The sequence below is a fragment of the Yersinia sp. LJYL362 genome (assembly GCF_048323875.1).
In genome coordinates this window covers 1-24,648 of the sequence record NZ_JBLWEX010000313.1, presented here as the reverse complement: position 1 = coordinate 24,648, position 24,648 = coordinate 1, and the positions used below count along the sequence as shown (strand labels likewise).

Sequence of the window (24,648 nt, the reverse complement as noted above, 5' to 3'; positions counted from 1 at the left end):
CCAGTTTTTTATTTAATTTATTTTTTTTAAAATAAATTCGCGCTATTTTTATCTCCATTAGAAAATTCACTCATACTATTCTTTTTAATATTTTTTAATCTTGTCTTAAAATGTTTATCTTCGATTAACTAATAACCCTGTTAACCGAAAGAGGATATATGTCAAATCGCAAAAATTTGACACCGGCTGAAGTAGACCAGCTATTAGCTGCAACTCATCACGACACCCATTATTTAAAAAAAACGTAAAGCATTACATGCATGGTTAAATATATGTGATAAGTATAAAGGCTCAGATAGTGAGTGGTTATTCTTATCAGAAAAAGGAAGTCGTTTATCCAGATAACGTATTTACTGGCTAATTCGTCATTATATTGAGTTAGCTGATCTTACTATTGCCGCGCATCCTTATGTATTAAGATATGGCTGTGGTTTCGCATTGGCAGACCGGAGAATTGATACTTGTTTAATGCAGGGTTATCTTGGTTAACGTAATATTAATAACACGGTAATATATACATAAGGAAACGCTGAGAGGTTTAAATAAATATGGTGATTAGAGTGTGGTGATTTATTTCTCTGGGTGCGCTTTAGTTCAAAGCGAATCGTCTTGTTTTAAATTAAATTCTCATAAATTGTTTATTTGGCGAGGAATGATCTCGCTGAACTAAATAAAAATGTGGCGATATGACTCTATGTCAGAAATAACGTTTTACATCAAGAAATAGTGTCTTTTTAAGGAATGTATTTATGAAAAATAATCTGATAGCTGCGGCGGCCCGTTACATTGCGATTACTGCACCCGTAACCGCAGGGCCGGCTAATTCAACTGCCAGCTTCACCGTTAACTATACCATCCCACATCGTCTAAATGTGGATAGGATTTGATATTCGGGCTAGTTAGCGCCAACTCGTTCCCAGAAACATGACTGGAATATTCACCATGAAATTTATGTTAGTCACACTGGCGGTCGTATTGTTATTACAGGCTAGTGCAACACCGGCGGGCGTCATTATTGGCGGAACCCGGCTGGTTTACGGCGGAGGTAGCAAGGAGTCTTTACTGAGCGTCAATAATCCAAGCAAAACACCGTATCTGATTCAACCCAAGATTGAATCAGATACGGTGGCGCTGAGAAAGCCCCTTTTTAAATATCGGAACAAATCGGATGAAAACCATTTACTGCCCAGTTGGGCGGCTAATGATATTGGCTCTTTGGCTTGCCACTTTGTTGGGGGGGGCCTCTGCAAGTGTGCGGGCCGAAGAGCACTTTAACTCGGCATTGCTGGAAATTGATAACCAGCAACAAAGCCACACTGATCTATCGGTGTTTGAGCAGGAGCCCAATCAGGCATCCGGCACCTATCGTGTCGACATTTATATCAATAATGAGTTGTTGGATACTCGTGATGTGGTGTTTAGCATGCAAAAAAATGCTGTAGGTAAAGAGAGCCTCCAGCCCTGCCTGAGTGCCAAAGCATTGGCGGAGGTTGGGGTTAAAATTGAAGCTTTCCCACAACTGGGGGATAGCGAATGTGCGGATCTTAGCGCTATTCCGCAGGCCAGCGCCGAGTTTCGTGTGAGTACGCAGCAGTTGTTGATCAGTATCCCGCAGGCAGCCATCACCGACAAAGCGCGTGGCTATGTAGAACCCAGCCAATGGGATGATGGTATTACGGCGTTGTTACTTAATTACAGTGTCAGTGGTGCGCAAAATAGTCCCCGTAATGGCAAGAATAATGATAGCAATAGCCAATATGCCAACCTGCGGCCCGGCTTTAACATTGGTCCGTGGCGACTGAGTAGCTATATCACCTGGAATCGCAGTAGTGGCCGTCAGGACCAGTGGGACACCGTGTATACCTATGTACAGCGCAATATTATTGCATTGAAGAGTCAGTTGATTTTGGGTGATAGCAATTCGCTGGCCGATGTGTTTGATGGTGTGCCATTTCGTGGCGCGCAACTGGCTTCTGATGATGACATGGTGCCCGATAGCTTGAAAGGGTATGCGCCAGTGGTACGTGGTATAGCCCATAGCAATGCTGAAGTGACTATCCGTCAGAATGGTTATGTCGTTTATCAACATTTTGTCGCACCAGGTGCATTTGAAATCACAGATATGTTTCCAACGGGTACCAGTGGTGATCTCTATGTAACGGTAAAAGAAGCTGATGGCAGCGAACAACTGATTGTGGTGCCTTTTGCTTCCTTGCCGGTATTGCTGCGGGAAGGGCGACTGAAATATGCACTCACCGGTGGACAATATCGTTCCTACAACAGCCGTATTGAGAGAACTCCCTTTGTGCAAGGTACGGGCATCTATGGATTGCCTTATGGCATAACAATTTATGGTGGTATTCAGGGCGCGAGTCACTATCAATCTTTAGCTTGCGGGCTGGGAGATAATCTGGGGAAGTTGGGTGCGGTATCAGTGGATGTCACACATGCCCAAGCCACCATGCAAAACCAACCACAGAGAAGTGGCCAATCTCTGCGGACTCGATATAGCAAGAATATGGCACAAACAGGAACCAACATTGCCATTGCGGGTTACCGCTACGCAACCGCAGGTTATTACAACTTGCAGGAGACACTGGATAGTTATCGTAAAGGTCAGAATACCGCCCTGGCAGAGCGTCGCCGCAATCGTGCTGAGGCGACCATGACTCAGAGTTTGTGGCAGGAAATCGGTTCAGTGTCACTTAGTTTGGTGAATGAGGATTACTGGAACAGTAATCGACGTTTGCAATCCTACGGAGTGGGCTACAACAACAGTTGGCACAAGGTTAGCTATGGTATGAATTACAGCTATAACCTTAATTTTATGGCCAGTAGTGCAGGTAGCGGTAAAAAATATGGAAAAGATCAGGTTATTGCTTTCAATATTAGTGTGCCATTAGCCATTTTACTGGGTAACACTTATGCCAGTTACACCATGAATACCAGCAAGAAGGGGAGTACCACTCAAATTGCTGGCCTAAAGGGTACCGCACTGGCTGGTAATAATCTGAGCTGGAATGCACAGCAAGGTTATGGTAGCCAGAGGCAAGGTAATAGCGGCAATCTGGCTGCGGATTATCGCGGTACCTATGGTGCGATCAACGCCGGTTATGCCTATGACAATGACATGCAGCGGGTGAACTATGGGGTACAGGGCGGAATAGTGGCACACAGCGATGGTGTTACCTTTGGTCAACCATTAGGTGAAACCATCGCGCTGGTTAAAGCTCCAGGAGCAAAGTCTGTGGAACTGAGCAGTCAGACAGGGGTGAAAACCGATTATCGCGGCTATGCTATTGTGCCTTACATCAGTCCTTACCGTAAAAATAAGATAGCACTGAATAGTGCGACGCTTTCGGATGATGTGGAGCTTAACCAGAATACCCAGAATGTGGTGCCGACGCGTGGTGCGGTAGTACGAGCCAGCTTTGTTACCCAGATTGGTGGGCGTGCGATGATGACGCTACTGCGCCCTGATGGAGCACCAGTGCCATTTGGCGCCACCGTGAGCGATATGGCTACCAAGGGCCAGGGTTTTATTGTCGGTGATACTGGGCAGGTTTATCTAACCGGGTTGGCAGACAGCGGCCAATTAATTGTGAAATGGGGCCATGACACTTCGCAGCAGTGCCATGTGGATTATTCCCTCTCTGGAAAAATAGAAACAAATAGCGTTCATATGCTGCACGGACAGTGTGGATAAAAAGAGTAATTAATATGAGAATGTTGATATTAGTTGATATCGCTATCTTCAGCAGAATTTAATAACTATATCTATCAAAAGACATCGTCGGCTGGCAATAAACTCATTCTCTTCGCGCCAGATATTATCAAGCCGGTAATGCTGTTACAGCAGATATTGCGAACCCGACAGCAACGTTAGATGTTATTCATAGATAATATTTAATGGGGTTGTAAGTATATGTATCCCAGCTAACTGGCCATAATCACGCATCAAACGATGCAGCTGCTGGCGCGAAAGCTGGCCACCATGTCGTGATAGAAAAAGAAAATCGCTATCAGCCTCCAGATATTGAGCACGCAGCGCCAGTTAGGCGAGTATGGCAGCTTTTTCATGAGGTTGAATCGGATGTTGTACTGAAAAACCGTTTTTTAAACGTGAAACATTCAGGCGATTGCCAGCCAAATCCACATCCTGTAACCGTAAGCTACGAAGCTCAGTGGTGCGTAAGCCGTGGATAAAACACATCAACAGCATGCATTTATCACGGCTGTATTTTTATTAGCAGGAATTGCGTCAAGCAGACGTTCAACTTCGTTTCTACTTAGGAATTTTCGGTTAACCATGTTAAGAATTGCCTCGGTAATATTTTAGGTTTATTGCAAGCGGCAGGTCGCTTGCTGAATGACGCTATTTAAAATCAAGGCGATTTTTTGAGTAATCGACAGGATGGAATTGCTATTTTCTGAAATTCAGAATATCAACATTAGGCGATGCTTAAGGTGGTAAACGCTGGGGTAGTCTGCACTATGCATAAACAATTTGATTATAATTTAATTAAGTTTTTGGTCGCCGTGGTTGATGCTCGGAGTATGTCCAGTGCATCAGAAAAATTGGATATGGCCCCCTCTGGTATTAGTCATGCTATTGGAAAATTGAGAGAATACTACAAAATTTCGCTTTAAAAACAGTGCAATGTGATTTTTTCACTAAAAGAAGTAGCCATGTTTATGCCTATATGCATAAAGCGCAGAAGCACGATGCAAACTTACTGCAACTTATCGGCATCATGCAGAAGACATTCTGAGTCAATTGTATTACTTCCCTCTGATACACAGTCCGCAGTTTGCCTGCGGGAATCCCGCATTTTGAATGTCGTAATGTAAAATTCGTGTGAAATATATGTGACTCCGTGCGCAAAAACAGACCAATTTTATGCTGGTTTCTTTGGCAAAATCACGTCGAAAATCCTCCTACTTTGTCTTAGTACGAAGTGAGAATTCTTATAACCAATTAATTTTAAACATTATTAATATTATTCGTTTTCAGATGAGTGGTGGCTTATCGCTGTTTTTCTGGTGCTTGATTGTACTTGTCTATACGAGTATATGTTAATAAATATTCAAACTAAGTAATGTCGTTGATACCTGAAAAACTGGTTGAAGGAAATTGCCGTGACTGCCCAAAATAGATTCCGTGATACTGAGATTCGAGCTTCGCGTGGCACAAAACTGACTGCTAAAAGTTGGATGACCGAAGCCCCGCTGCGTATGTTAATGAATAATCTCGACCCCGAAGTGGCTGAGAATCCAAAAGAATTAGTGGTTTACGGTGGTATTGGTCGTGCGGCCCGTAACTGGGAATGCTATGACAAGATTGTCGAAAGCCTCACTCATCTGAATGATGACGAGACCTTATTGATTCAATCTGGTAAGCCCGTAGGCGTCTTTAAAACCCACAGTAATGCACCGAGGGTGCTGATTGCTAATTCTAATTTAGTTCCGCATTGGGCTAATTGGGAACATTTTAATGAGTTGGACGCCAAAGGGTTGGCCATGTACGGCCAGATGACGGCGGGCAGTTGGATCTATATTGGTAGCCAGGGCATTGTACAGGGCACCTATGAAACCTTTGTCGAAGCGGGGCGGCAACACTTTGGCGGTAGCTTGAAAGGGCGCTGGGTATTAACGGCTGGGCTGGGTGGCATGGGAGGCGCGCAACCACTGGCAGCTACCTTGGCCGGAGCTTGCTCTTTGAATATTGAATGCCAGCAAAGCCGTATCGATTTCCGCCTCAAAACCCGCTATGTCGATGAACAAGCAACAGATCTTGATGATGCGTTGGCGCGCATCAAAAAATACACTTCTGCTGGCAAAGCTGTTTCTATCGCATTATGTGGCAATGCAGCTGAAATCTTACCTGAATTGGTACGCCGTGGGGTTCGTCCGGATATGGTGACCGACCAAACCAGTGCTCATGATCCGCTGAATGGCTATCTGCCAAAAGGCTGGAACTGGGAAGAATATCGCCGCCGTGCCCAAAGTGAGCCGGTGCTGGTGGTGAATGCAGCCAAAACTTCAATGGCAGAACATGTTGAAGCAATGCTGGCTTTCCACAATATGGGCATCCCGACTTTTGACTACGGCAACAATATCCGTCAGATGGCGCAAGATATGGGTGTTACCCATGCATTTGATTTCCCGGGTTTTGTTCCTGCTTATATTCGCCCATTATTCTGTCGCGGTGTTGGCCCATTCCGCTGGGCCGCGCTTTCCGGTGACGCCGAAGATATTTATAAGACGGATGCGAAGGTTAAAGAACTTATCCCAGATGATGAGCATTTACATCACTGGCTGGATATGGCCCGTGAGCGTATTAGTTTCCAAGGGCTACCGGCTCGTATCTGCTGGGTTGGCTTGGGGCAGCGCGCTAAATTAGGTTTAGCCTTCAATGAGATGGTACGAACAGGTGAGCTGTCAGCGCCGATTGTGATTGGGCGTGATCATCTTGATTCCGGCTCGGTCGCCAGCCCTAATCGCGAAACCGAAGCCATGCAGGATGGTTCTGATGCCGTCTCTGACTGGCCGCTGCTCAATGCATTGCTGAATACTGCCAGTGGCGCGACTTGGGTATCACTGCATCATGGTGGTGGCGTTGGTATGGGCTTCTCGCAACATTCGGGCATGGTAGTGGTATGTGATGGTAGCGACGATGCAGCCGAACGTATCGCCCGAGTATTACATAATGATCCAGCTACTGGTGTAATGCGTCATGCAGATGCGGGTTATGACATCGCGATTAATTGTGCACAAGAGCAGGGGCTTAACCTGCCAATGATTGCCGCAACTCAGGGGAAAAAAGCATGAAAACAACAATGACACTGCGTCCCGGCCAGATGACGCTGGCTGATTTGCGACATATTTATCAGCACCCGGTAAAAATAACTTTGGATGAAAGTGCTTATGCACCTATTCAGCAAAGTGTGGATTGCGTACAGAAAATATTGGCAGAGAAACGTACTGCGTATGGTATCAACACTGGATTTGGTCTGTTGGCCTCCACGCGTATTGCGACAGAAGATTTGGAAAACCTACAGCGCTCGATTGTCCTTTCCCATGCAGCAGGTGTTGGGGAACCCAATGATGACGCGATTGTACGCTTGATTATGGTATTGAAAATCAATAGCCTGGCGCGTGGTTTTTCGGGTATCAGGCTTGAGGTTATTCAGGCGTTGATAACATTAGTTAATGCACAAGTTTATCCACATATACCCCTAAAAGGCTCAGTGGGTGCTTCTGGTGATCTGGCTCCGTTGGCACACATGAGTTTGCTGCTGCTCGGTGAAGGTAAAGCCCGCTATCAAGGGGAATGGTTGGATGCTCGCGCAGCGCTGGCTAAAGCCGGTTTGCAACCGCTGACATTGGCGGCAAAAGAAGGGTTGGCACTCCTTAATGGTACTCAGGTTTCCACTGCTTATGCTTTGCGCGGCTTGTTTGAAGCGGAAGACCTTTATGCCGCAGCCTCTGTCTTTGGCAGCCTGACGGTTGAAGCGGCATTAGGTTCTCGTAGCCCGTTTGATGCCCGTATTCATGCGGTTAGAGGCCAGCGTGGGCAAATTGATGCCGCCAGCACTTATCGTCATTTGCTTGGTGAACGTAGCGAAGTCTCTGAATCTCACCGTAATTGTGACAAAGTTCAAGACCCATACTCTCTGCGTTGTCAGCCACAGGTGATGGGGGCTTGTCTGACCCAAATGCGCCAAGCTGCTGAAGTTCTGGCGATTGAATCTAATGCGGTGTCAGATAATCCATTGGTATTTGCTGAGCAGGGCGATGTATTGTCTGGCGGTAACTTCCATGCCGAACCAGTTGCAATGGCGGCAGATAATCTGGCGCTGGCGCTGGCAGAAATCGGCTCGTTAGCAGAACGCCGTATTTCGCTGTTAATGGATAAACATATGTCGCAGCTACCACCATTTCTGGTGGAGAACGGCGGCGTAAACTCAGGTTTTATGATTGCGCAGGTTACGGCGGCGGCACTAACCAGTGAGAATAAAGGACTGGCATTCCCCTCCAGTGTTGACAGCATCCCAACTTCAGCGAATCAGGAAGACCATGTTTCTATGGCGCCCCGTGCAGGTAAGCGCTTATGGGAGATGGCTGAAAACGTGCGCGGCATTCTGGCTGTTGAGTGGTTGGCTGCATGTCAGGGGCTGGATCTGCGCAAAGGCCTGAAAACATCAGATGCTCTGGAACCAGCTCGCTTGTTACTGCGTAAGCATGTGTCCTACTACGAAAAAGACCGTTTCTTTGCCCCCGATATTGAAGCTGCCAGCCAGCTCATTGCTCTGCGTCATATGAATGAACTGATGCCTGCGCATCTACTACCAAGTCTTTAATAACGAATAATAAGCATTTAAAAACATTGGCCTATAGGTGATCCCGGTAACCGGGATCACCCTCTCTGAACCCCTGCCTGTAAGGGCTCAAATCTTGCGAGAATGTACCATGAAGAATGATTCATCCACGCTCAAACGCGGCCTTAGCGCCCGGCATATCCGGTTTATGGCGTTAGGTTCTGCCATTGGTACCGGCTTGTTTTATGGTTCTGCCGAGGCAATCCGTCTGGCCGGGCCAGCGGTATTACTCGCTTATCTGGTTGGTGGTGCTGCCGTATTCATGGTGATGCGCGCACTTGGCGAAATGGCGGTGCATGATCCAGTTGCGGGTTCATTCGGCCACTACGCCAGCCGTTACCTTGGCCCACTGGCGGGCTTTCTCACCGGTTGGACCTATACCTTTGAGATGATCATTGTGGCGCTGGCCGATGTCACGGCGTTCGGCATTTATATGGGACTATGGTTCCCGGATGCGCCGCAGTGGGTGTGGGTGCTGAGTATTATTTTCTTTATTGGTGCGCTAAATCTGTGTTCAGTCAAAGTATTTGGTGAAATGGAGTTTTGGCTATCACTGTTAAAAGTAACCGCGATTATTGCCATGATTGCGGCAGGGCTAGGCATTATGATGTTTGGCTTCGGTGCCGGTCATGAGAGTACTGGGGTTAGTAATTTATGGTCTCATCAAGGGTTTATGCCAAACGGTATTACAGGTGTGATTGCTTCATTTGCTGTGGTGATGTTTGCTTTTGGTGGTATTGAAATCATCGGGGTGACTGCCAGTGAGGCAAAAGATCCGGAAAAAGTATTACCACGTGCCATCAATACTGTTCCTGTACGTATTCTACTGTTCTATGTTCTGACCTTATTTGTTTTGATGGCTATTTATCCGTGGAATAGCATTGGGCAAAATGGCAGTCCTTTTGTGGAAATTTTTAGTAGCTTAGGGATCAGTTCTGCTGCAAATATTCTGAATCTGGTGGTGATTACTGCGGCTATTTCGGCGATCAATAGCGATATTTACGGTGCTGGTCGCATGATGTATGGCCTGGCACAAGAGGGGCTGGCACCTAAATGCTTTAGTCGTTTGACCCGTAATGGCGTGCCTTGGATGACTATTTTAGTGATGGCAATCGCACTATTATTGGGTGTGGTGTTGAATTACCTGATCCCGAAAAATGTATTCCTGATTATTGCCTCGATTGCGACCTTTGCCACCGTCTGGGTGTGGTTAATGATCCTTATCTCACAAGTCGCGATGCGCCGTTCAATGAGCAAAGAAAATGTTGCCCGCCTCGCCTTCCCAGTGCCTTTCTGGCCAGTGGCTCCGATGCTCACTATCATCTTTATGGCCTTTATTATTGCTGTTTTAGGGTATTTCCCTGATACCCGTATTGCTATGTATGTTGGCCTGGCTTGGGTGATATTAATGACACTGGCCTGGTGGGTTTGGGTACGTAAAACACCCGTTCATGTTATTGCGAAGCAGGTGGAAAACAGCGAAGCATAGCAATCGACATTCTGAATCGGGCCGCAATTAATCACATTTGCGGCCCGATTTATTTTGAGGCAGGGCGGAGTGGTAAGTGAAATGGAGTGGATAACGGGGGAATTAAGCTGTTTAAGGTTGTTTCTTTGAAAGTAATAGCTGGATGCTAATTTTATTAATATCGCACTATATACCAAGATAATGCTTTGCGTTTAAAGTAGCGGCATAACCAGATGGTGATAAAGTGACCTTAATGATGAAAATTATATATCTACGGAGTAACTGCCCATGCCAGCTCTAGCTATTAAGCGGTGGATTAAACGAATTGTACTGGTCTTGGTGGTTATATCAGTAACCATACTGGCGATAAGAATTTATGATACACAACGCGGCCCGAAACTGGAGCTTTGGCATACGTTTGTCCCTCATGACATGCGCGCCGCTGAGATTGATAAAGCCAGTTGGGCGGATTACATAAAAGCTGAAAACAATATTTTCGATGAAGTTCGTACCAATGTTACCGAAAAACTGGAACCCAGAACTCAGGTTCCATTAAACCGTTATTATTCTGGTAGCTCAATTTATCCACCTCATTTTAAAAATGACTGGAACCGTTCTTATATTTTGCAACCCGAAGGTAAGCCTAAAGGTGCCGTCGTCTTACTGCATGGCCTGACTGATACTCCTTATAGTTTGCGTCATATTGCAGAGAATTATCGTCAACGTGGATATGTTGCTATTGGCATTCGTTTACCTGCTCACGGCACGGTACCCGGCGCGTTGACTGATGTTGAATGGCAGGACTGGTTAGCGGCTACTCGCCTTGCTGTCCGTGAAGCCAAAGCACTGAGTGGCCCTGATTTACCATTGCATGTTGTTGGTTTCTCCAACGGCGGAGCATTGGCAATGAAATACACACTCGACTCCCTGGATGACCCGAAACTGGCAAAACCTGAACGCGTTATTTTGATATCACCAATGATTGGGGTAACAAGTTTCGCACGTTTTGCTGGCATAGCCGGTTGGCCAGCTATCTTCCCAGCCTTTGCCAAAGCGGCTTGGTTAGGGATTGTGCCCGAGTTTAATCCATTCAAATACAATTCATTCCCGGTGAATGCTGCACGTCAGTCTTATTTGCTGACATCGGTGTTGCAGCAGCAAATTGCGCGTGATGCCCGAAATAATAAGATGGCGGAGTTACCTCCAATTTTGACCTTCCAGTCATTAATGGATTCAACAGTTAGCACCCGTGCTGTTGTGACGGCTCTTTATAATCATTTGCCTAAGAATGGCAGTGAAGTGGTGTTATTCGACTTGAACCGTGCTGCAAGCTTCGGCCCATTACTGAGAACATCTTCTTATACTGCTTTGGCTCGTTTATTACCGCCACCACCGCGTAATTACAGCGTGACGATTATCAGCAACGTCTCACCACAAAGTAATGAAACCGTGGCGTTGACAACATTAGCTGGCCAAACCGACGAGACTTCAGCCCCGACCGGGCTGATTTATCCGCCGGATATCTTCTCGTTATCTCATGTGGCATTACCATTCCCAATGAGTGATTCACTTTATGGTCGCTACCCAGAACCGCGTGACCAATATGGTATTAGCCTGGGGACATTTGCCGCACGCGGTGAGCGGGCTGTTCTGGTGGTTGGGCTGGATTCACTAATGCGTATCTCATCAAATCCGTTCTACCCGTATATGTTGCAGCGCATTGACGACAAAATCGACGCTCCGGCTAAATGATCTTGTTTTTCTAAATGATAGAACTACTCAAGCCCCCGATTGGGGGCTTTTTCATAATGAGTGCCATACTTTCAAATCGTACATGCTCTTCATGTTTATTGACCCTGAAAGGAAAGCACTATGTCTATCGAAAAAGTGGTATATCGTGCCAAAGCTAAAGCGACGGGTGGCCGTGATGGTCGGGCAACCTCCTCGGATGGCGTATTAGATGTAAAATTGGGCGTCCCTAAAGAGATGGGCGGCGCAGGCGGGGCCGTGACAAATCCAGAGCAGCTGTTTGCAGCGGGTTACTCTGCCTGCTTCCTCGGGGCACTGAAATTTGTGGCATCAAAAGAAAAAGTGAAAATTCCCGATGACGCCAGTATCGAAGGAACGGTGGGTATTGGCGCTATACCGACGGGATTTGGCATCGAAGTTCAACTGGATATCAGCTTGCCAGGTATCGAGCGCAGTGTGGCCGAAGATTTAGTGAAAAAAGCCCATGTTGTCTGCCCATATTCCAACGCCACGCGTGGCAATATTGATGTCACGTTGAATATCAAATAATTCAATCTCCGCACGCAAAAGCCCATAAAAATTATTTTGTGGGCATATACTCTCCGCAATAATATTTGCCTAATAAATAAGCTGGCATATCCTTACCGGACTATGCGCCAGTTCCCAGACTGAATAGCCAGGATTGGTTAGGATAATTCTTGTAACTGAAATCAATAGCGTGCTTATTGGCTTTACACTGAACCTGAGGAGGGGTTCACTGTCTGATTGATTCAAGCCGCAAATAGTGTCTCTGGAGACCTTGCGTTATATGGACAGAGTTAAATCTTTATCGCAGCAAAGTATTTCTTTGTTGTTGGCTGTTTATATTGGTATTTTCCTGAATATCTCTGTCTTTTATCGTCGTTTTGACACCTTTAGCCAAGGTATTCAAGGCATAAAAGTGGTGTCTGCTATCATCGAAGTGATGGCGATTATTCTGTTTACCTTTTTTGTTATGCGCATCATTTCCCTCGGTGGCCGATGGTTTTATCGCGTAGTCGCAACTCTTCTGGTACTCATTTCTGTTGCAGCCAGTTATTACATGACATTTTTCAATGTGGTGATTGGTTACGGCATCGTCATATCTGTTTTGACCACGGATACTGATTTGTCTAAAGAGGTTATTGGACTCCATTTTATTATCTGGATGGTGGTCGTCAGCGCACTGCCTCTACTGCTTATCTGGAAAAATAGTTTACGACTCACTCTACTCGAGCAATTTTTGACGCCGGGCCAGCGTATTAAGCCAATCTTACTGATGGCGGCGGTGGTCGCATTAGTTTGGTTACCTATTCGTTATCTGGATAAAGTACAGCACGCGGATGAACAACTGAAAACCGTGGATTTACCCAGTTATGGCGGGGTGGTCGCTCACTCATATTTGCCTTCTAACTGGTTGGCTGCATTGGGTTTATACGCTTACACACAATACGATGAGAAGTATGATGCGGCAACGCTATATGACCCCGCGGAACACCATACTTATGTCGCACCAGCCGGTATTGATGATACCTATGTTGTGTTTATTATTGGTGAAACAACTCGTTGGGACCATATGGGGCTGCTGGGATATTCGCGTGATACCACTCCACGTCTCAGTAAAGAAAAGAACTTAGTGGCTTTTCGTGGCACATCTTGCGATACCTCCACCAAACTTTCATTGCGCTGCATGTTCGTGCGTGAAGGGGGTACGGAAGATAACCCACAGCGCACACTGAAAGAGCAAAATGTGTTCGCGGTGATGAAATCCCTGGGTTTCACTTCTGAATTGTTCGCCATGCAGAGCGAGATGTGGTTCTACAATAATGCGAGCGTTGATAATTATTCGTTTCGGGAATTAATTGCTTCTGAGAAACGTAACGATGATAAGCCAGTAGATGACATGCTGCTGGTCGATGAATTGAAAGAGTCACTCGGGCGTTATCCGGTTGGTAAGCATTTAGTCATACTGCATACCAAAGGGTCACATTATCTCTATTCGCAACGTTACCCTCGTAGCTATGCTCGCTATCAGCCCGAATGTATGGGTGTGGATGATTTTTGCAGTAAGCAGCAACTGATAAATGCTTTTGATAACAGCGTGCTATACACCGATTCGTTTATTGCCAATGTCATTGATCAAATGCGTGATAAGAAGGCGCTGGTGTTCTATGCCGCCGATCATGGTGAATCTATCGACGATAATTCCCACTTCCACGGCACGCCACGTGAAATGGCACCGCCAGAGCAATTCCGTGTGCCATTGATGGTTTGGGCGTCAGATAAGTTTCTGGCCCAACCGGGAAGCCTTACGGCTTTTGAGCAACTACAGGCAGAGCAGCGTATCGGAAAAAGTCATCGTCAGGTTGAGCTGTTTGACTCTATCTTGGGCTGTTTAGGTTATACCTCGCCGGATGGCGGAATTAATGCAGAGAATAACTGGTGTCAGGCGCCAGCCCGGCCTTCTCAGCCTGCAATATAATTAATTAGCGCAAGTAAAATCTGATACGGCATGATTTTTGATATCAATCTCATTGTCGCTTTGAGGGTGCGGTATACTCCAGTCCCGAATCTCTACCGGCTGGAGTCTTCTATGGCTTACCGTGTTGCCTTTATTGATGATCATGACATTGTGCGCTCAGGTTTTGCCCAGCTACTTGCTCTGGAAGACGATATTCAGGTAGTAGGAGAGTTTAGTTCAGCGAAACAGGCCCGAGCTGGATTGCCCGCCTTGCAGGCCAATATCTGTATTTGTGATATCTCGATGCCCGATGAAAGTGGCTTGGATCTCTTGAAAGACCTTCCCTCAGGTATGGGCGTTATTATGCTTTCGATGCACGACAGCCCTGCGTTAGTCGAGATGGCATTGGAACGCGGTGCGCGAGGGTTTCTCTCCAAACGTTGTAAACCTGAAGATTTGGTTAATGCGGTCCGCACTGTGGGCAGTGGCGGGGTCTATTTAATGGCTGAAATTGCCCAAAAATTGGCTCGCGTTGCTATTGATCCTCTAACCCGCCGTGAGCGTGAAGTTGCTGTGCTGCTGGCGCAAGGCATGGAAGTGCGTGACATCGCGGAATCACTTGGCCTGTCACCGAAAACCGTCCATGTTCATCGCGCTAACTTATTTGCCAAACTGGGTGTTAGTAATAATGTTGAGTTAGCCAAGCAGGTGTTGAATCTATGATGCAACGCTTGATGATGTTGCTGGCATTATTGTTTATTTATATCACCGCCGCTTTCTGTTTATGGTCTGTTGGCACCCAGTTGGTTGACCGGCCTTTACAGGCCATGTTGCTATTCCCTTTTGGTCTGCGCATGGGCATTTTATTGCAAAGCCCACGACAATATTGGCCGGGAATTCTGTTGGGTGACGCATTACTTTGGTGGCTGCTCACTGATCAGTTTGGCTACTCTTATAGCCTGTTATGGACTGCAATTCCTTTGCTGTTGGCGACGACCTTATTGGCAGTTGTTGCATCCCCTTGGCTATTACGCCACCAGAAAAATGACAGTGAATGGAAATGGCCCTTGATGCAGGGCGCAGTCATTATTAGTGCTGCGTTGATACAGGCATTAGGATGGCAAATTGCCAGTGAACAAGGTGCGATGGCGCTATTGTTGGGGTTAGTTGGCGGTTTAACGATTGCGCCAATTTGTCTGTTATTGTGGCATTACCTGGTTCGCCAGATCTGGGCTCCACTGGAGCCGGGACTGATTCATAAACCGATTAATCTGCGTTTGAACCACATCATGTGGTATCTGTTGCTATTTGCGTTAAGTATCTGGTTGCAACACCATATCACCGAGTCAGATTTGTATTTATTCGCACCTTTTTGTCTGGCGATTCCCATTGTATTTATGTCCTACCGCTATGGCTGGCAAGGGGCGGTAGTGGCCACGTTGCTCAATGGCATGGTGCTATTGATTATCACGCCGGCAGAGTTAGATTCACACCGTGATTTGCTGTTATCACTCTTGGCGCAAAGTTTGACCGGCTTATTGCTGGGGGCCGGAATTCAGCACCAGCGCGAGCTAAATCTGCAATTACAAATACGGCTGAATGAAAACCGCGAATTAGCCAAAGCCTTAGTGGTGGCAGAAGAACAAGCCCGTCGTAATGTGGCGCGTGAGCTGCATGATGAGGTCGGACAGACGGTAACGGTTATCCGTACTCAGGCCAGTATTATCAAGCGACTGTCTACACAGGAGACAGTACTAACCAGTGCCGGGATGATAGAGACACTGGCATTGCGGGTTTATGATGGCGTCCATGATGTTTTAGCCAAATTATGGCCTGCGGCATTAAATAACTTGCCGCTATCGGCCGCTATTGCAGCATTAATGCGTGAGCTTATTCCACAGGATCAATCCGTTGTCGGTGTATTGCACTGGCAAGTCGATGATAGCCCTATGGATGAGACCTTGAAAATCACACTGTATCGTATCTGCCAGGAGGGGATCACCAATGCGTATCGACACGGGGCTGCCAGCCGTATCGAGATTAATGCGCAGCAAGATAAACAGCAGATAACGTTGACGATTCGTGATAATGGGAAAGGCGTTGATTTGGCGACACTAACACCGAGCTATGGCTTAAGAGGTATGCAGTCGCGGGTCAGTGCATTAGGTGGCAGTTTTACACTGAGTGTTGATCATGGCACCTGTTTAAATGTGATCCTACCCACAATTTCTTTGCCATCTAATGAAAACTAAGAAATATTCTCGTTTTTTACCGGTGTTTTTCTCATTAGTTTGGTGCGCGCGAGGAACATGATGACTCTACTTAAAAAATTTTCTGAGGTTCACATGTGGTTTTTCCTCAAAAGTCGCGATAACGTGCCGCCAGTGACGGAACAAGCGCAAATCGATTCGTCTTATAAATATTGGCGAATTCAGTTGATGTGGACGATGTATATCGGCTATGCAGCTTTCTATTTCACCCGCAAAAGCTTCAACTTTATTATGCCCGCCATGCTTAGCGACTTAGGGCTGACGATGTCGGATGTTGGCGTTTTGGGTACGCTATTTTATATCACCTATGGTTGTTCTAAATTTATATCGGGCATGATCAGCGACCGGTCAAATCCGCGTTACTTTATGGGTATTGGCCTGGTTATGACCGGGATTATTAATATTCTGTTTGGTATGAGCTCGTCACTGTTAGTCTTCGGTGCTTTATGGATTCTGAATGCTTTCTTCCAGGGCTGGGGCTGGCCGCCATGCTCTAAGATTTTAACCAGTTGGTATTCCCGTTCAGAGCGTGGTGGTTGGTGGGCAATTTGGAATACGTCGCATAACTTTGGCGGTGCGTTAATTCCCTTGTTGGTGGGCTTTATTTCTCTGCACTTTAGCTGGCGTTACGGCATGATTATTCCTGGCATTGTCGGTGTCGTGATCGGTTTACTGATGTGCTGGCGGTTACGTGATAAACCAAGCACGATGGGGCTGCCAAGTGTGGGTAAGTGGCGCAATGATGCCATGGAGCTGGTACAAGAATCTGAAGGCCAGGGGTTATCAAATAAAGAGATTGTGAAGCGCTATGTATTAACCAATAAATATATTTGGTTACTGGCGGTTTCTTATGTGCTGGTTTATATCGTCCGCACCGCGATCAATGACTGGGGTAACCTCTATTTGACGCAAGAGAAAGGTTATTCATTAATGACGGCCAACTCGGCAATTTCATTATTTGAAGTGGGCGGATTTATTGGTTCGCTGGTTGCGGGTTGGGGGTCAGATAAGTGGTTTCGCGGTAACCGTGGGCCGATGAATCTGATATTTGCTATTGGCATTTTCCTTTCTGTCGCGTCATTGTGGATTATGCCGGGAGTCAGTTATGTCTTGCAGGCAGGGTGCTTCTTCGCTATCGGCTTCTTTATTTTTGGCCCTCAGATGCTGATTGGTATGGCAGCCGCTGAATGCTCACATAAAGATGCTGCCGGTGCTGCCACTGGCTTTGTTGGGTTATTCGCCTACTTAGGTGCGGCTTTATCAGGTTACCCTATTGCTCGCATTATGGAGATTTGGCACTGGAATGGCTTCTTTGTCGTTATTTCCATTGCTGCCTGTTTATCTGCTTTCTTCTTATTGCCATTCTTACGGGCACAAGCGCCACAGTTGAAACAAGTTGAAGCTTGATTTTTATTCAACTGATTCAGTTTTAACCGCTGGTGATGCTTTTAACAACAGTCACCAGCGGGTTGTTAAAAAGTGATTGACGGCCCAAAGTCGTAGCAGTAAGATGCGCCCCAATTCGGCGAGTAGCGCAGCTTGGTAGCGCAACTGGTTTGGGACCAGTGGGTCGGAGGTTCGAATCCTCTCTCGCCGACCAAATTTAAGAACCCTGATAGCAATATCAGGGTTTTTTTTCGTCTCTATCTTTGTAAAGTAAATATTTTATACATTACTAATTTATTTCGATATATATTTTATAATATGTAAGATATATTTTATAATATTGACTTCCTCTTATTTAAAGCCGCTAATTGATATCGGTTTTAACCACTAGCGTGCACAATATAATAACCATATTAACAATGTTATAAGAGGAATAATATGAACTATATTAATAGTGATACCAACAGCCGTTTATCTTTGTTACCTCTCTCTATAATATTATCGCTATGCGGTATTTCGTTGTCTCATGCCACGAATATCATTGCGGATAAAACCGCAGCCAAAAACCAGCAGGAAAATATCATAATAAAACCTAATATATTATCTCTTGCTCCATGCCGCTCTGTTATAGGCTGTGGCGAAAAAACTACAATAAATATTCAATCACCAGATAAAAATGGATTGTCACATAATAAATATACAAAATTTGATGTACCTCATCATAAGGATGTTGTTATTCTGAATAATGAGTTGTCCAAGAGGAGAAATGGTAATCCAAATCTGGTTACGTCATCTGCGACTATTATTTTAAATGAGGTGAGATCTTCACAAGCAAGCCGCTTAGCCGGGAAAATTCAGCTTTTTGGTCAGGATGCCCATGTTATTATCGCCAATCCATCGGGTATTGATTGTCATGGTTGTTCATTTACTGATATGTCTCACCTGACCTTGACCACGGGTATGCCGTACTTCAATCGTCATAAGAAGCTGCAAGGTTTTAAGATATTAGATGGTGATATTAATATCAATAATGGCATAGCTTATCAGTCGGGGCTGAACCACCTGGGGAGAGGTGAGAAGTCTGCCTATCTCGATTTATTCTCTAATACCTTAAATGTTGATGGCAATGTTACTGCTGATGATGTCTTTATCATTGCTGGAAAAAATAAAATAAAGTTGGCATCTGCGGGGAAAAAAATGGGTATAACATCGTTGATTTCCTATTTGAGTTCACCAGATTTTTTTAAAAGTGTTGATGTCAGTAATATCGGAGGGATTTATGCGAATAAAATACGTATTATCGCAGAAGGTGATATCAAAAATTCAAATGAAATTAAGTCTAGAGGCTTGATTCAGATGATATCAAGAGGAAATATTAAAAATAGATCTGGTGGGCATATGACAGGTGAGTCTGTGCAACTCTACTCGATTAATAATAAAATGAAAGTGTTTTCATATAGTGAAAAAATTGGAAAGAGGCCTGACAGTTATACTAAAAATAATGATGGTACATTTTCTTTTGTTGGAAAAATAAAACAGTCAGAAATATAAGCTCAATCACTTCGCATTAAAAACCTTAAATAACCATATCTATATTGGTTCAGTCATTAGCCACATATCGTGGCTAATTGTTCTGATGACATAATTAACTCATGGCCCAATTGAAATGGAGTTTATTGCATGAGGTTGAGAACCATAAATCAAAAGGTTTCGATATTTTATGAAAAAACAGGGGCAATGGCCGTTTTACTATCTTTTTTTATTTTCATATCGATTATGCCCTTTACTGCTTATGCGAACATTAACCCGTTTACCGCACCAACAGGCATCGGAGCTTCCGATGACTCGTCATGTCTGGTTATTAAGCGTGTCGAATTGATGAATATTGATGCCTTTCCGAATGCAGGGCGCTTAATACAATGGGCAAAGCAGGCTCAAGGCAATTGTTTAGATGAGAAAGGACTATCATCTCTACGCGACACACTCCAATGGCAATTGGTTACTGATGGTTATATTACTTCGCATGTGACTTTCACCGAAGACAGCTACGTGGATGGCACTTTATTTCTGACTTTAATTCCTGGGCGCTTGGCGAGCATTGAACACCATGAAGATAGTCAGGGTTATGCTCAGTTAAATACTGTGTTTCCTGGCCGGCAGGGGGATTTGGTTAATTTACGTAACCTTGAACAAGGCTTGGATAATTTACAGCGTTTACCCTCGGTAAATGCCACTATGGATGTGGTGCTAAATCCTGAGGATTTGAGTAGCCAGATTATGGTGACTCGCCAGCAGTCGCGTTTCTGGCGCATGAATGCTTTTCTCGATGATGCAGGGAATTATGGTGTTGGCCGTTATCGTGCTGGTGCTACTTTATTTCTTGATAGTCCATTATCGCTAAGTGATTTGGCTTATTTCTCCGCCAGTCGTGAGCTGGATAATCATCATGATAAAGGGAGCCACAATTTTGCCCTGCATTATTCAATCCCTTTTGGGTATTGGTTATTGAGTATGGCGGCCAGCCAGGGAGCCTATTACCAATCTTTGTTGGTGGCCAATACCGCGTATAAATATCATACGTATTGGCGATCACTGGATATGCAAATTCAATGGCTGCTGATGCGAGGCTATAACTATAAAACAGTGGGTTATACCGGGGCACTAATCCGTAAGTCCAACCGCTTTTTTGCCGATATAGAATTGGAAATACAGCGGTCGGATACTGTTGACTGGCAACTCGGGTTACAACATCTTCACTATACTCGCTGGGCGACCATCAGTGGTGGAGTTAACTATCAGCAAGGAACCCAATGGTTTGGTGCGCGCCCGTCACCGGGCAGAGATTCATTCTCAACGGCCCGGCTGATTAATTTGACCGCTTCACTGAATATCCCTTTTACGTTGGATGAACAGCATTTCCAATATCAGCCGACATTTAGCCAGCAATACACACGATCGGCTGTCACTATGCAGGATAAGTTTTCTATTGGCGGACGAAATTCAGTGCGCGGGTTTACTACCGGTAATGCACTTGTGGGGCCACAAGGCTGGTTTTTAAAAAATGACATCGCCTGGATAAATCAGCGACTCGCGAATCAACTTTATTTGGGGCTGGATTATGGTGAAGTGAGTGACAAAGGAGGGCAATTCTTACTGGGCGATCGTCTGGTTGGTGCTGTTATAGGCGTTCGGGGATATTATCGACGCTTGGGTTATGACTTCAATATTAGCACCCCACTTGATAAACCAGCTCATTTTAATACTGATCCAGTTGTTTTGGGTTTTATGCTCAATTGGCAATATTAGCTAATTGAGTAAAATATTTAAGGTAAATATGAAAAAAATATATATTTATTTTCTAACCAGTATTTTTATTTACATAAGTCCTTATTTATTTGCCAGAGTGATTGTTGATGCGCATGCACCCAAAAACCAACAACCAAGTATAAATAAATATATTGAAGAGAAGAAAAACTGTAAGGCGCAAGATGTTTATTGTCAGGGAGCGGTTTTCACCACTATTAATATCACTACGCCAACTGCTCAAGGAATATCACATAATAAATATGAAGAATTTAATTTATTATTCGGTCGTGGGTATAATAAGATTTTTTTTAACAATCTTAAAATTGATGGGCCAGGTTTTGTTGGTAACCCCAATCTGGTTGATAAATCTGCTAAGGTTATTTTAAATGAAGTGACCTCAGATAAACAAACCGAATTATATGGAAGTTTAACGGTTGTTGGTCCAGCAGCTCATGTGATTATTGCTAATCCATCGGGGATCCGCTGCAATGGGTGTCAATTTCATAATACCAACCATGTCACGCTCACCACCGGGACACCGGTGTTTAGTCGGGCTGGCAATTTAATGGGGTATCATGTTGCCCAAGGCAATATTAGTATTGATAAAAATGGTTTGAGACATAACGATGATTTTGACACTTATCTGGATCTGTTTTCAACTTCGCTCATCATAAATGGTGAAGTAAGGAGTGGCGATATCGCTGTTACGACAGGGAAACTTAATATTAATTATGCTCCAATTGGAAAATTATTAAATATCAAGCCGATATATGACTATATCGATGATAGCAAAACCAATATTGCCGTTGATGTTACTCAACTTGGCGGGATGTATGCTAATAAAATATTGATTTTTGCAAAAAGTGGAGGCATAAAAAACAAAGGGACAATTGATGCTGGAACGGTAGCCAATCTTATATCGACATCATTTATTAATAATAGCAATGGAAGAGTATCTGCCCCGAAAATAAAATTAAGAAGCAGTGGTGATATAGCTAATGTCGGAGGAAGAATAAAAAGCGATAGACAAGGCTTGAATTATAAGGCTGGTGAGAAGTTTGGTATCAGAATTTCTGGGCATAACGTTAATAATAAAACAGGTAGTATTTATGCTAACAGTGGGCTAACGTCCATTGCCGCTGACTACACAATTAATAACATGCGGGGTGTTATCAAGTCGAACGCAAGTGCTGGGTCTGCTGATATACAGCTAAAAGCAAAAACAGTCGATAATGATTATGGGAATATCATTACCTCTCAAAATATCCTGATTGATACTAATGAGTTAAGCAATAATAAAGGCAGGATCGTCAGTGCATTTAGTGATATAGAGTTACGTTATAAAAGATTCCCCGGTGATACAGGCGTGATACATGGTGGCCTCGATGTTATCCGAACCCTTAAGCCCTAAATGAACTCAGTCGCTCGAATCTATCATCACTTCTTTTACTTTGACGATATGATGCACTGATTTGGGGCGTCATTATGGTGCGCCCTATCTGAGAGCCATATCTGCTCTTGGTCAACATGGATAACTGGGCCAACATTTCGCTTTTTTAACAGCACGCAAAATGTTTGAGATTCCGGCTGTATGTGACAAGGTTCACGTCACTTATCGGCTGTCACAACAGCATTTCCCTCTATTTTCTATCGATATTACAAAAAAATCTGAACAGATATACAGCATTTGGCAACAAAGTTTTTTTGTTTGTCACTGGATGTTACAACTGCTTTATTTTCATTAGCCAGTTAATGCAACTAGCTTACAGCTAATAGCATAAATTTTAATGCTGATAATGTTAACGAGAAGTTTTTTTTATGTTTGCATACTGTTTCTCATTGTCTTGATAAATCCACTCAGACCGTATTGACGTTGCCACCAACTGTTGCCAAATTGGTACCCTCAGGGGTAGTCATCGAGAGTAATTTTGGGTGATTTCATGCATTCAAAGTTGCTGTCGCGATAACAATTATCCGACATCTCAATTCCGCATCCCTGCGGTTAATAGGCCAAAACGGTACAGTCCACGGACGAAAAAATTATAGGGCTTGGCCGTACACACAACACACATCACCATAATGGAGCACAAGCGATGACGATTTCCTTGGGAAAAACAGGGATACTGAAATTCGGTATTGGGCTGATTGCACTGACCGTAGCGGCCAGTGTACAAGCGAAAACATTGGTATATTGTTCTGAGGGTTCTCCGGAAGGGTTCAACCCGCAGCTTTTCACCTCTGGCACGACTTATGATGCGAGTTCAGTTCCTATCTATAACCGTCTGGTTGAATTCAAACTCGGGACTACCGAAATTGAACCCGGTCTGGCTGAGAAGTGGGAAGTGAGTGAAGATGGTAAGACTTACACTTTCCACCTGCGTAAAGGGGTGAAGTGGCAAGATAATAAAGACTTCAAACCGACCCGCGATTTCAATGCTGATGATGTAATTTATTCATTCATGCGTCAGAAAGATGATAAACACCCGTACCATAAAGTATCTGGCGGCAGCTATGAATACTTCCAGGGTATGGGTATGGGTGATTTAATCACCAATATCGTTAAAGTTGATGACAACACGGTGCGCTTCGAACTGGCACGTCCAGAGTCTCCATTCCTGGCCGATCTGGCAATGGACTTTGCGTCAATTCTGTCTGCCGAATATGCTGACAACATGCTGAAAGCCGGCACACCGGAAAAAGTCGATTTGAACCCTATCGGCACCGGCCCGTTCCAGTTGCAACAGTATCAAAAAGATTCCCGCATCCTGTACAAAGCATTTGATGGCTACTGGGGCACCAAACCGAAAATTGATCGTCTGGTCTTCTCTATTACCCCAGATGCATCTGTCCGTTACGCGAAATTGCAGAAAAATGAATGTCAGGTTATGCCGTACCCTAACCCGGCTGACATTGCTCGCATGAAAGAAGACAAAACCATCAATTTGATGGAGCAACCGGGCCTGAACGTCGGTTATCTTTCTTTCAACGTTGAGAAAAAGCCACTGGATAACGTCAAGGTTCGCCAGGCGCTGACCATGGCCGTTAACAAGCAAGCGATTATCGATGCGGTTTATCAAGGTGCTGGCCAGGCGGCCAAAAACCTGATCCCACCAACTATGTGGGGCTACAACGATGATGTGAAAGACTACGCTTACGATCCTGCTAAAGCGAAAGAGCTGTTGAAAGAAGCCGGCCTGCCAGATGGTTTCGCCATCGACCTGTGGGCAATGCCAGTTCAGCGTCCGTACAACCCAAATGCACGTCGTATGGCTGAAATGATCCAGTCTGACTGGGCGAAAGTGGGTGTGAAAGCCAAAATTGTGACTTACGAGTGGGGCGAATACCTCAAACGTGCCAAAGACGGCGAACATGAAACTGTGATGATGGGTTGGACTGGGGACAATGGGGACCCGGATAACTTCTTCGCCACCCTGTTCAGCTGTGATGCGGCCAAACAAGGTTCTAACTACTCCAAGTGGTGTTATAAGCCGTTTGAAGACGTGATCCAGCCAGCGCGTGCTGAGTCTGACCATGACAAACGTGTCGCACTTTACAAACAAGCTCAGGTTGTGATGCATGATCAAGCGCCAGCGCTGATTGTGGCTCACT

Annotated in this window: 18 protein-coding genes and 1 tRNA gene; 18 read left to right on the top strand and 1 reads right to left on the bottom strand. The window is 45.0% G+C overall.

Annotation, left to right across the window (positions count from 1 at the left end):
• Positions 1–749 precede the first annotated feature (749 nt).
• The 3 genes from ACNSO8_RS25530 to ACNSO8_RS25520 are packed head-to-tail and all read left to right on the top strand — an operon-like array spanning position 750 to position 3,706.
• Positions 750–887: a hypothetical protein gene (locus ACNSO8_RS25530; protein WP_019081407.1), complete on the top strand. Its 138-nt coding sequence runs from the start codon at positions 750–752 to the stop codon at positions 885–887.
• A gap of 55 nt (positions 888–942) precedes the next feature.
• On the top strand, positions 943–1,275 hold the full coding sequence (locus tag ACNSO8_RS25525) for a fimbria/pilus periplasmic chaperone (protein WP_418396328.1): 333 nt from the start codon (positions 943–945) through the stop codon (positions 1,273–1,275).
• Positions 1,169–3,706: a fimbria/pilus outer membrane usher protein gene (locus ACNSO8_RS25520; protein WP_418396327.1), complete on the top strand. Its 2,538-nt coding sequence runs from the start codon at positions 1,169–1,171 to the stop codon at positions 3,704–3,706. The genes ACNSO8_RS25525 and ACNSO8_RS25520 overlap by 107 nt, the downstream gene beginning before the upstream one ends.
• Positions 3,707–4,054: 348 nt before the next feature.
• Here ACNSO8_RS25520 and ACNSO8_RS25515 read toward each other — a convergent pair whose 3' ends face one another.
• Entirely contained in the window at positions 4,055–4,222 is a 168-nt protein-coding gene (locus tag ACNSO8_RS25515; protein ID WP_019081405.1) for a tyrosine-type recombinase/integrase, read from the bottom strand.
• Between the two features lie 236 nt (positions 4,223–4,458).
• On the opposite strand from ACNSO8_RS25515, the gene ACNSO8_RS25510 reads away from it, so the two are divergent.
• The 15 genes from ACNSO8_RS25510 to dppA all read left to right on the top strand — a co-directional run.
• Positions 4,459–4,650 (top strand): LysR family transcriptional regulator, encoded by a 192-nt coding sequence (locus ACNSO8_RS25510; RefSeq protein WP_326492930.1) that lies wholly within the window; start codon positions 4,459–4,461, stop codon positions 4,648–4,650.
• Between the two features lie 489 nt (positions 4,651–5,139).
• Complete coding sequence (gene hutU, locus ACNSO8_RS25505) at positions 5,140–6,831, top strand: urocanate hydratase (protein ID WP_057629881.1); 1,692 nt, start codon at positions 5,140–5,142, stop codon at positions 6,829–6,831.
• On the top strand, positions 6,828–8,363 hold the full coding sequence (hutH, locus tag ACNSO8_RS25500; protein WP_050159372.1) for a histidine ammonia-lyase: 1,536 nt from the start codon (positions 6,828–6,830) through the stop codon (positions 8,361–8,363). Before hutU ends, hutH begins: the two co-directional genes overlap by 4 nt.
• Before the next feature lie 109 nt (positions 8,364–8,472).
• Positions 8,473–9,870 (top strand): amino acid permease, encoded by a 1,398-nt coding sequence (locus ACNSO8_RS25495; RefSeq protein WP_019081401.1) that lies wholly within the window; start codon positions 8,473–8,475, stop codon positions 9,868–9,870.
• A gap of 267 nt (positions 9,871–10,137) precedes the next feature.
• On the top strand, positions 10,138–11,601 hold the full coding sequence (locus ACNSO8_RS25490; RefSeq protein ID WP_019084149.1) for an alpha/beta hydrolase: 1,464 nt from the start codon (positions 10,138–10,140) through the stop codon (positions 11,599–11,601).
• A gap of 120 nt (positions 11,602–11,721) precedes the next feature.
• Complete coding sequence (locus ACNSO8_RS25485) at positions 11,722–12,147, top strand: organic hydroperoxide resistance protein (RefSeq protein ID WP_004875517.1); 426 nt, start codon at positions 11,722–11,724, stop codon at positions 12,145–12,147.
• 259 nt (positions 12,148–12,406) lie between these two features.
• Complete coding sequence (eptB, locus tag ACNSO8_RS25480) at positions 12,407–14,098, top strand: kdo(2)-lipid A phosphoethanolamine 7''-transferase (RefSeq protein ID WP_019084148.1); 1,692 nt, start codon at positions 12,407–12,409, stop codon at positions 14,096–14,098.
• Positions 14,099–14,209: 111 nt separating this feature from the next.
• Positions 14,210–14,800 carry a transcriptional regulator UhpA gene (uhpA, locus tag ACNSO8_RS25475; protein WP_019081399.1) on the top strand — a complete coding sequence of 197 codons (591 nt, stop codon included), beginning with the start codon at positions 14,210–14,212 and terminating at the stop codon, positions 14,798–14,800.
• A complete protein-coding gene (uhpB, locus tag ACNSO8_RS25470) occupies positions 14,797–16,329 on the top strand; it encodes a signal transduction histidine-protein kinase/phosphatase UhpB (RefSeq protein ID WP_219649155.1) in 1,533 nt (510 codons plus the stop codon). The genes uhpA and uhpB overlap by 4 nt, the downstream gene beginning before the upstream one ends.
• Before the next feature lie 93 nt (positions 16,330–16,422).
• A complete protein-coding gene (locus tag ACNSO8_RS25465) occupies positions 16,423–17,754 on the top strand; it encodes an MFS transporter (RefSeq protein WP_418396343.1) in 1,332 nt (443 codons plus the stop codon).
• A gap of 116 nt (positions 17,755–17,870) precedes the next feature.
• Positions 17,871–17,947: transfer RNA gene (locus ACNSO8_RS25460), tRNA-Pro, on the top strand.
• A 224-nt stretch (positions 17,948–18,171) separates the two neighbouring features.
• Positions 18,172–19,284: a filamentous hemagglutinin N-terminal domain-containing protein gene (locus ACNSO8_RS25455; protein WP_418396326.1), complete on the top strand. Its 1,113-nt coding sequence runs from the start codon at positions 18,172–18,174 to the stop codon at positions 19,282–19,284.
• A 186-nt stretch (positions 19,285–19,470) separates the two neighbouring features.
• Positions 19,471–21,039: a ShlB/FhaC/HecB family hemolysin secretion/activation protein gene (locus ACNSO8_RS25450; RefSeq protein ID WP_418396325.1), complete on the top strand. Its 1,569-nt coding sequence runs from the start codon at positions 19,471–19,473 to the stop codon at positions 21,037–21,039.
• Positions 21,040–21,067: 28 nt separating this feature from the next.
• A complete protein-coding gene (locus ACNSO8_RS25445) occupies positions 21,068–22,450 on the top strand; it encodes a filamentous hemagglutinin N-terminal domain-containing protein (RefSeq protein ID WP_050159380.1) in 1,383 nt (460 codons plus the stop codon).
• Positions 22,451–23,132: 682 nt separating this feature from the next.
• On the top strand, positions 23,133–24,648 hold a 1,516-nt coding region (gene dppA, locus ACNSO8_RS25440), incomplete at its 3' end, for a dipeptide ABC transporter periplasmic-binding protein DppA (protein WP_418395676.1).

Coding starts and splice junctions, on each gene's coding strand:
- uhpA (WP_019081399.1), top strand. CDS start 14,210: ATGGCTTACCGTGTTGCCTTTATTGATGATCATGACATTGTGCGCTCA.
- ACNSO8_RS25515 (WP_019081405.1), bottom strand. CDS start 4,222: ATGCTGTTGATGTGTTTTATCCACGGCTTACGCACCACTGAGCTTCGT.
- ACNSO8_RS25530 (WP_019081407.1), top strand. CDS start 750: ATGAAAAATAATCTGATAGCTGCGGCGGCCCGTTACATTGCGATTACT.
- uhpB (WP_219649155.1), top strand. CDS start 14,797: ATGATGCAACGCTTGATGATGTTGCTGGCATTATTGTTTATTTATATC.
- hutH (WP_050159372.1), top strand. CDS start 6,828: ATGAAAACAACAATGACACTGCGTCCCGGCCAGATGACGCTGGCTGAT.
- ACNSO8_RS25525 (WP_418396328.1), top strand. CDS start 943: ATGAAATTTATGTTAGTCACACTGGCGGTCGTATTGTTATTACAGGCT.
- eptB (WP_019084148.1), top strand. CDS start 12,407: ATGGACAGAGTTAAATCTTTATCGCAGCAAAGTATTTCTTTGTTGTTG.
- ACNSO8_RS25455 (WP_418396326.1), top strand. CDS start 18,172: ATGAACTATATTAATAGTGATACCAACAGCCGTTTATCTTTGTTACCT.
- ACNSO8_RS25495 (WP_019081401.1), top strand. CDS start 8,473: ATGAAGAATGATTCATCCACGCTCAAACGCGGCCTTAGCGCCCGGCAT.
- ACNSO8_RS25520 (WP_418396327.1), top strand. CDS start 1,169: ATGAAAACCATTTACTGCCCAGTTGGGCGGCTAATGATATTGGCTCTT.
- ACNSO8_RS25485 (WP_004875517.1), top strand. CDS start 11,722: ATGTCTATCGAAAAAGTGGTATATCGTGCCAAAGCTAAAGCGACGGGT.
- ACNSO8_RS25490 (WP_019084149.1), top strand. CDS start 10,138: ATGCCAGCTCTAGCTATTAAGCGGTGGATTAAACGAATTGTACTGGTC.
- ACNSO8_RS25450 (WP_418396325.1), top strand. CDS start 19,471: ATGGCCGTTTTACTATCTTTTTTTATTTTCATATCGATTATGCCCTTT.
- ACNSO8_RS25465 (WP_418396343.1), top strand. CDS start 16,423: ATGTGGTTTTTCCTCAAAAGTCGCGATAACGTGCCGCCAGTGACGGAA.
- ACNSO8_RS25510 (WP_326492930.1), top strand. CDS start 4,459: ATGCTTAAGGTGGTAAACGCTGGGGTAGTCTGCACTATGCATAAACAA.
- ACNSO8_RS25445 (WP_050159380.1), top strand. CDS start 21,068: ATGAAAAAAATATATATTTATTTTCTAACCAGTATTTTTATTTACATA.